At 70.8% G+C, this 5,487-nt stretch carries 8 protein-coding genes; 7 read left to right on the top strand and 1 reads right to left on the bottom strand.

Annotation, left to right across the window (positions count from 1 at the left end; genetic code table 11):
* The 5 genes from VFZ20_RS32090 to VFZ20_RS32110 all read left to right on the top strand — a co-directional run.
* A partial coding sequence (locus VFZ20_RS32090) for a hypothetical protein (RefSeq protein ID WP_329688062.1) occupies positions 1-255 on the top strand: 255 nt, incomplete at its 5' end.
* Between the two features lie 663 nt (positions 256-918).
* The gene (locus tag VFZ20_RS32095) at positions 919-1,386 is read left to right on the top strand and encodes a MarR family transcriptional regulator (protein WP_329688063.1); all 468 of its coding nucleotides are present in this window, start codon (positions 919-921) and stop codon (positions 1,384-1,386) included.
* 114 nt (positions 1,387-1,500) lie between these two features.
* Positions 1,501-1,953 (top strand): DoxX family protein, encoded by a 453-nt coding sequence (locus VFZ20_RS32100; RefSeq protein WP_329688064.1) that lies wholly within the window; start codon positions 1,501-1,503, stop codon positions 1,951-1,953.
* A 297-nt stretch (positions 1,954-2,250) separates the two neighbouring features.
* Positions 2,251-2,607 carry a type II toxin-antitoxin system RelE/ParE family toxin gene (locus VFZ20_RS32105; protein WP_329688065.1) on the top strand — a complete coding sequence of 119 codons (357 nt, stop codon included), beginning with the start codon at positions 2,251-2,253 and terminating at the stop codon, positions 2,605-2,607.
* Positions 2,607-2,939 (top strand): helix-turn-helix transcriptional regulator, encoded by a 333-nt coding sequence (locus VFZ20_RS32110; RefSeq protein ID WP_329688066.1) that lies wholly within the window; start codon positions 2,607-2,609, stop codon positions 2,937-2,939. Before VFZ20_RS32105 ends, VFZ20_RS32110 begins: the two co-directional genes overlap by 1 nt.
* 3 nt (positions 2,940-2,942) lie before the next feature.
* On the opposite strand, the gene VFZ20_RS32115 is transcribed toward VFZ20_RS32110, so the two are convergent.
* Positions 2,943-3,812 carry a DMT family transporter gene (locus tag VFZ20_RS32115; protein ID WP_329688067.1) on the bottom strand — a complete coding sequence of 290 codons (870 nt, stop codon included), beginning with the start codon at positions 3,810-3,812 and terminating at the stop codon, positions 2,943-2,945.
* A 140-nt stretch (positions 3,813-3,952) separates the two neighbouring features.
* On the opposite strand from VFZ20_RS32115, the gene VFZ20_RS32120 reads away from it, so the two are divergent.
* Entirely contained in the window at positions 3,953-4,852 is a 900-nt protein-coding gene (locus VFZ20_RS32120) for a diacylglycerol kinase family protein (RefSeq protein WP_329688068.1), read from the top strand.
* A gap of 149 nt (positions 4,853-5,001) precedes the next feature.
* On the top strand, positions 5,002-5,487 hold a 486-nt coding region (locus VFZ20_RS32125; protein ID WP_329688069.1), incomplete at its 3' end, for a hypothetical protein.

The raw sequence follows: 5,487 nt of genomic DNA on the forward strand, positions 1-5,487 counted from the left end.
GTCGTCACGGGCACGTCGCAGGAGGCCGTGCGGCGGGTGGGCGCGCGGACGTTCTACCAGCGCGGCGCCGTGTGGACGGATGCCGAGATCTCGGACAGCACGCGGGTGCCGACGACGGAGGTGGACTTCGCCTCGGAGGAGTACTACGCGCTGATCCGCCGCATCCCCGCGCTGGCGCAGTACTTCGCGCAGGGTGAGGAGGTGGACGTGATCCACGACGGCCGCCGCTACCGCGTCCGCGCCCGCCGCGGGTGACGCGCTGATCGCCGAGAATGAAGGAGGCGCGGCGGATGCCCATCCGCCGCGCCTCCGTCTGTTCAATGCTCGCCCGTGCGTGTCATTCTGAGGCCGATCGGCGCCAACTGGCTCTATCCCGGGCTGGATGGATCAGGCGCCGAGCGGCCGAAGAATCTGGTCGCCGGAGTGCGGGATCCCGCCCGCGCGCTGAGTTCGCGCGCGAGGGGTTCGTGCACGGGCGGGTGCCGGGCGCGGCGCGACCAGATTCTTCACTCGGCGCCATCGTGCACGGGTTAGACCGCGACGGCGCCTCCTTCAGAATGACAGCCGGGGACGGATCACGCGACGCAGTTTTCCTTCTATCCTCCACCGGAATCGTCATCCTGATGTGGGATGAAAGCCGCGCCGTTCAACCTCCCCCAGGGTTTTTGGGGGAGGTGGGCGAGCTCCGCGAGCCCGGAGGGAGCGTTCGCGCGGGGCACGCCTCCACGCACGAGCTTGGCCCTGACTTTCTATTCAGGGTTCCAGGCGGGGATTCCCTCAAAGATGACAACGCTTGTTTCACAATGAGTTACCCCGCACTGGGAAGAGAATCGGCAGGGATCCGCAGCAACTCCCTTGACGATATCCGTCGCAACGATTATCCTTGTGCTCAGAAACGACGGACACGGGAGCAGTGCCATGACGGGGCGCATTCAGCGGGAGATCAAGCAGAGCACGCCGATCGGGAGCCTGGAAGAAGAGGCGTACCTGAACGTGCAGCGCACGGCCAACGCGCTGTCCGACGAGATCGGCGACCTGCTGCGGGCCCATCAGCTCACGCCGCCGCAGTACAACGTGCTTCGCATTCTGCGCGGCGCGGGCGAGCGGGGGCTCACGGCCAGCGACATCGGCGAGCGGATGATCACCCGCGACCCCGACGTCACGCGCCTGGTGGACCGGCTGGAAAAGCGGGGGCTGGTGGAGCGCTGGCGCTGCACCGAGGACCGGCGCGTGGTGTGGACCCGCATCTCGCCGGCCGGGCTGGAGGCCCTGCAGCCGCTGGACGCGCCCCTGCACGAGCTGCACGTGGGGCAGCTGGCCCACCTGGGCGAGGAAAAGCTGCGCACACTGGTGGCCCTGCTGGAGGAGGCCCGGGACCGCGCCTGAGCGGTTTCGTCCGCCCAGATGTTTGTTGAAACGAATAGCCGCATCACACCAGGTGATCCGGCGCCGGACCCGCCCGGGCGTGAGACGCACGCCCGCATCACAGGAGAAAGAGCAATGAGCGTTCGCGACAGCCGCTACGGCGACCTGGGCCTTACCGTCATCCGCGTGGTGACCGGCATCGTGTTCTTCATGCACGGCTGGACCAAGGTGTTCGTTTGGGGCTTCGAGGGCACGTCGGCCGGCTTTGCGCAGATGGGCATTCCGCTCGCCGGGGTGATGGGGCCGTTCGTGGGGCTGCTGGAGCTGCTGGGCGGGCTGGCGCTCGTGGCCGGGCTGGCTACGCGGTACATCTCCGTCCCCCTGGCGGTGACGATGATCGTGGCCATCCTGCAGGTGCACCTGGGCGCGGGCTTCTTCAACCCCAACGGGTACGAGTTCCCGCTCATGCTGCTGGCGGGGCTCACCGGTCTGGCGCTGGCCGGCGGCGGTGCCTTCGCGGTAGACAACGTGCTGGCCGCCCGCCGCGGCGCCGCGACCGCCCGTACCGGCCGCCTCGCGACCGCGTAAGCGACCGCCTCTCCGTCCGGCGGAAACCTCTCCGCCGACGTTCCGAGCCCCACCCGGCAGACCGCCGGGTGGGGCTCGGTTCATCCCTGTCCCATCGGTGCCGATCCGGACTGGACAGCGACCGCACAAATCGGCCCGATTTCGCCAACGTGCGAACAGGCATCGACTTACAAACCCGAAAGACTTCCGCCCGCTCGTCCACGGTGTTACCGTCGCCCGTCCACTCCGCGCTCTGGCTGGGGTGAGGGGGAAGAGACGAGGTTCTTGCCGATATGTCACACCGGACATATATTGACAATGCGGACAAGCTGGGCACTCAGTCCCAAGCCGGCCCTGTGGCTTGGCGGCGCGGTCAAGACTCCGCCCTTTTCAGATGAGGGTCGGCGGTACGCGGGAGGACTGATCCGCCGGGTGCAGGTGGGCGAGCGGCTGGCGATGCCGCTGTCCCGTCCCATGCCGGGCATCGGGGAGCGGTGCCACGAGCTGCGCGCGGCCGATGGCGAGGTGGACTGGCGCATCATCTACCGCGTTGATGCGGATGCCATCCTGATCGTGGAAGTGTTTCGCAAGACGACGCGCACCACGCCCCTACACGTGATCCAGACATGCCAGTGGCGGCTGAAGCGGTACGACCAGAAACGAAAGGCACGCTGATGGACGCGGAAACGCAGAAGCGGCTCGAGGCGGACGGCTGGGTGTTCGGCGACGCGCAGTCGTTCCTGGGGCTGAGCAACGCGGAGATCGATTACATCGACCTTGCGATCATCCTCAGCCGCGCGCTGCGGGAAAAGCGCATCCAGCAGGGGCTCACTCAGCAGCAGGTGGCCGATCTCCTGGGCTCCAGCCAGTCGCGGGTCGCCAAGATGGAGGCGGGGCATCCCCGCGCGTCGTGTGATCTGCTGATCCGCGCCCTCTTTGCCATCGGCGTGCGGCTGACGGAGCTCGCCTCGCTCATCCAGCCGGAGGTGCGGGAGAACGTGGCCTGACGGTCAGGCGTGGGGCGGCTCGTCCACGCGCTCGCCGCCCGCGCCCACCATCAGCAGCACGCCCAGCAGCACCACGGCGGCGCAGGCGTAGCCGGCCGCGCTCAGCCGCTCGTTCCACATCAGCAGGGCGGCGACGGCGGCCACGACGGGCTCCACGGTGGCGACGGTGGACGCGCGCGTGGCCTCCACGCGGCGCAGCCCGGCGCTGTAGAAGAGGTACGCCAGGTACGTGGAAACCACGGCCAGAAAGACGAGCGCGCCCCAGGCGGCCGGCGTCTTGTGCGTCCAGCGCGCCATGGGCAGCATGGCGATCGCGCCCACGGGGAGCGCGTAGATGAAGAGGGTGGCCGTGGGATACTTGTCGAAGTAGCGCTTGCCGAACAGGTAGTACAGCGCGTACGCCACGCCCGACGCCAGTCCCCACCCCAGCGCCGCGGGCGTGAGCCGGATGCCGCCGTCCCCGCTGGTGGCCGCGATGCCCGCCACGCCGGCCGTGGCCACGGCGAGCGCCAGCAGCTTGCGGCCCGTCATCCGCTCGCCCAGGAACAGCGCGGAGAGCACGGCCACCCACACGGGCGCCGTGTAGAGCAGGATGGCCGCCAGGGCGGCGCCGCCCGTCTCCACCGCGCGCGAGTAGCACGCCAGCAGCCCCGCCACGCCCACCACGCCGAACGCGATCACGCTGGGCAGGTCGCGCCGCTCCAGCCGCACGCGGCGGATGACGACGGCGTGCACGGCAAAGATCCCCGCCGCCAGCAAGGCGCGCCAGACGGCGACCTCCACCGCGTCCATCCCCTCGTCCAGGGCAATGCGCGTGACGGGGCCCAGCAGCCCCCACAGCGCGGCCGCGATCGCGACGTACAGGTATCCCATCCGCTCCCTCGAATTCCGTTGATGCCGACGGCGGAAGGTACGCGGCCCCGCCCCCGCGCGCACGCCGCCCTTGCGTCTACCGCGCGGCGCGGCGATGCTGCTGCGCCATCCACTCCGTCGCCCCGCCCATCCGCCGCCCCATGCCCATCGACCGCTTCTACGTGATCGTGAACCCCGCCGCCGGACGGGGCGCCGCCGCGCGCGCCCTGTCGCTGGTGGATGCCGAGATGGCGCGCATCGGCGCGGCGCACACCATCGTGCAGACGGCGCGGCGGGGGCATGCGGCGGAACTGGCCCAGGCGGCCGCGCGCGACGGCTGGCCCGCCGTCGTCGCCGTCGGCGGGGACGGCACCGTGCACGAGACGGTCAACGGCCTGATGCACGCGGCGGACGGCGGCCCGTCCGTGCCGCTGGGCATCGTGGGCGTGGGGAGCGGCAACGACTTCGCGCGGCTGGCGGGCGTGCCCACGGACCCGGCGCAGGCCGTGCGGCGGCTGACGTCCGCGGCGCCCCGCGCGGTGGACGTGGGCCGCGTGAACGGCCAGTGGTTCAGCAACGGCGTGGGGATCGGGCTGGACGCGCGCGTGGCCATCGAGGTGGACCGCGGCCGGCGCTTTCGCGGCATCTTCATGTACCTGGACGCGCTGGCCAAGGTGCTGCGCGTCTTTCGCCCGCCGCGGATGACGGTGGAGGTGGACGGCGAGCGGCTGGCGGATGCGCCCATGACGCTCGTCACGGTAGGCAACGGCGGGCGGCACGGGGGCGGGTTCTGGATCTGCCCGGACGCCGAGATCGACGACGGCGTGCTGGACCTGTGCATGTGCGATGCGCTCGGCACGCTCGGCATCCTGCGCTTTCTCCCGCGGGTGATGCGGGGCACGCACGTGGGAGCCCGCTGCGTGCACATGCACCGCGCCCGCCGCGTGCGCGTGACGAGCCCCGACGGGCTCCCCGTCCACGCGGACGGCGAGATCATCGCCGACGCGGCGCGCGAGGTGCACATCGAGATCCACCCCGGCCGCCTGCGGGTGCTGGCCTGACGCCCGGCCAAATCCAAACGTTTGCTTGGAGGGCCATTCCGCCGCGTGTACGTTCGGCGGCGGGAATCCCGGGCTGGAATCCCGTCGACCCCGCCCGGTGCCGCGGCCCGCGCGGCGTGGATCATCGACCTCCATCATCCGTCCCCATCATGCGCCCATCCACCGTCCGCGCCGCCACCGCGTGCGCCGTGCTGGCCGTCTTTGCCGCGTGTACGCCCCCGTCCGCGCCCCCGGCGCAACCCGCTGCCGCCGGCTGCGCGCGGCTGGCGTTCGACCTGCGCGGCGGGACGCTGAACGGCGTCGCGCCCACCGCCTCCATGGACGAGGTAAAGCGGCGGCTCCCCTGCTCCACGGGAGAGACGGAAGAGGGCGGACCGTTCAACTTTGGCGGCGGCGTGTTCTTCCTGGACCACGACTTCTACTTCTACACCCACCGCGACTACATCGAGGTGCGATCGCGCTTTCCCGGCACGGTCACGCCGGACGTGCTGGGCAAGGACGTGCGCGAGGCCGCGCGGCTGCTGGGCCCCTCCGTCCGCGTGCTGGCCGGGCGGCAGTCACTGCTCTTTGCCACCGCGTACGGATGCGCGGAGGCGCGCACGCGCGACGGCGAGACCGTGGAGCAGGTGGCGGCG

The sequence above is a fragment of the Longimicrobium sp. genome (genome assembly GCF_036280135.1).
GTDB lineage: Bacteria > Gemmatimonadota > Gemmatimonadetes > Longimicrobiales > Longimicrobiaceae > Longimicrobium.

Bases quoted from the DNA above. Each gene is read 5' to 3' on its own strand.
- VFZ20_RS32095 (WP_329688063.1), top strand. From the start codon at position 919: ATGACGGGGCGCATTCAGCGGGAGATCAAGCAGAGCACGCCGATCGGG.
- VFZ20_RS32100 (WP_329688064.1), top strand. From the start codon at position 1,501: ATGAGCGTTCGCGACAGCCGCTACGGCGACCTGGGCCTTACCGTCATC.
- VFZ20_RS32105 (WP_329688065.1), top strand. From the start codon at position 2,251: ATGCGGACAAGCTGGGCACTCAGTCCCAAGCCGGCCCTGTGGCTTGGC.
- VFZ20_RS32110 (WP_329688066.1), top strand. From the start codon at position 2,607: ATGGACGCGGAAACGCAGAAGCGGCTCGAGGCGGACGGCTGGGTGTTC.
- VFZ20_RS32115 (WP_329688067.1), bottom strand. From the start codon at position 3,812: ATGGGATACCTGTACGTCGCGATCGCGGCCGCGCTGTGGGGGCTGCTG.
- VFZ20_RS32120 (WP_329688068.1), top strand. From the start codon at position 3,953: ATGCCCATCGACCGCTTCTACGTGATCGTGAACCCCGCCGCCGGACGG.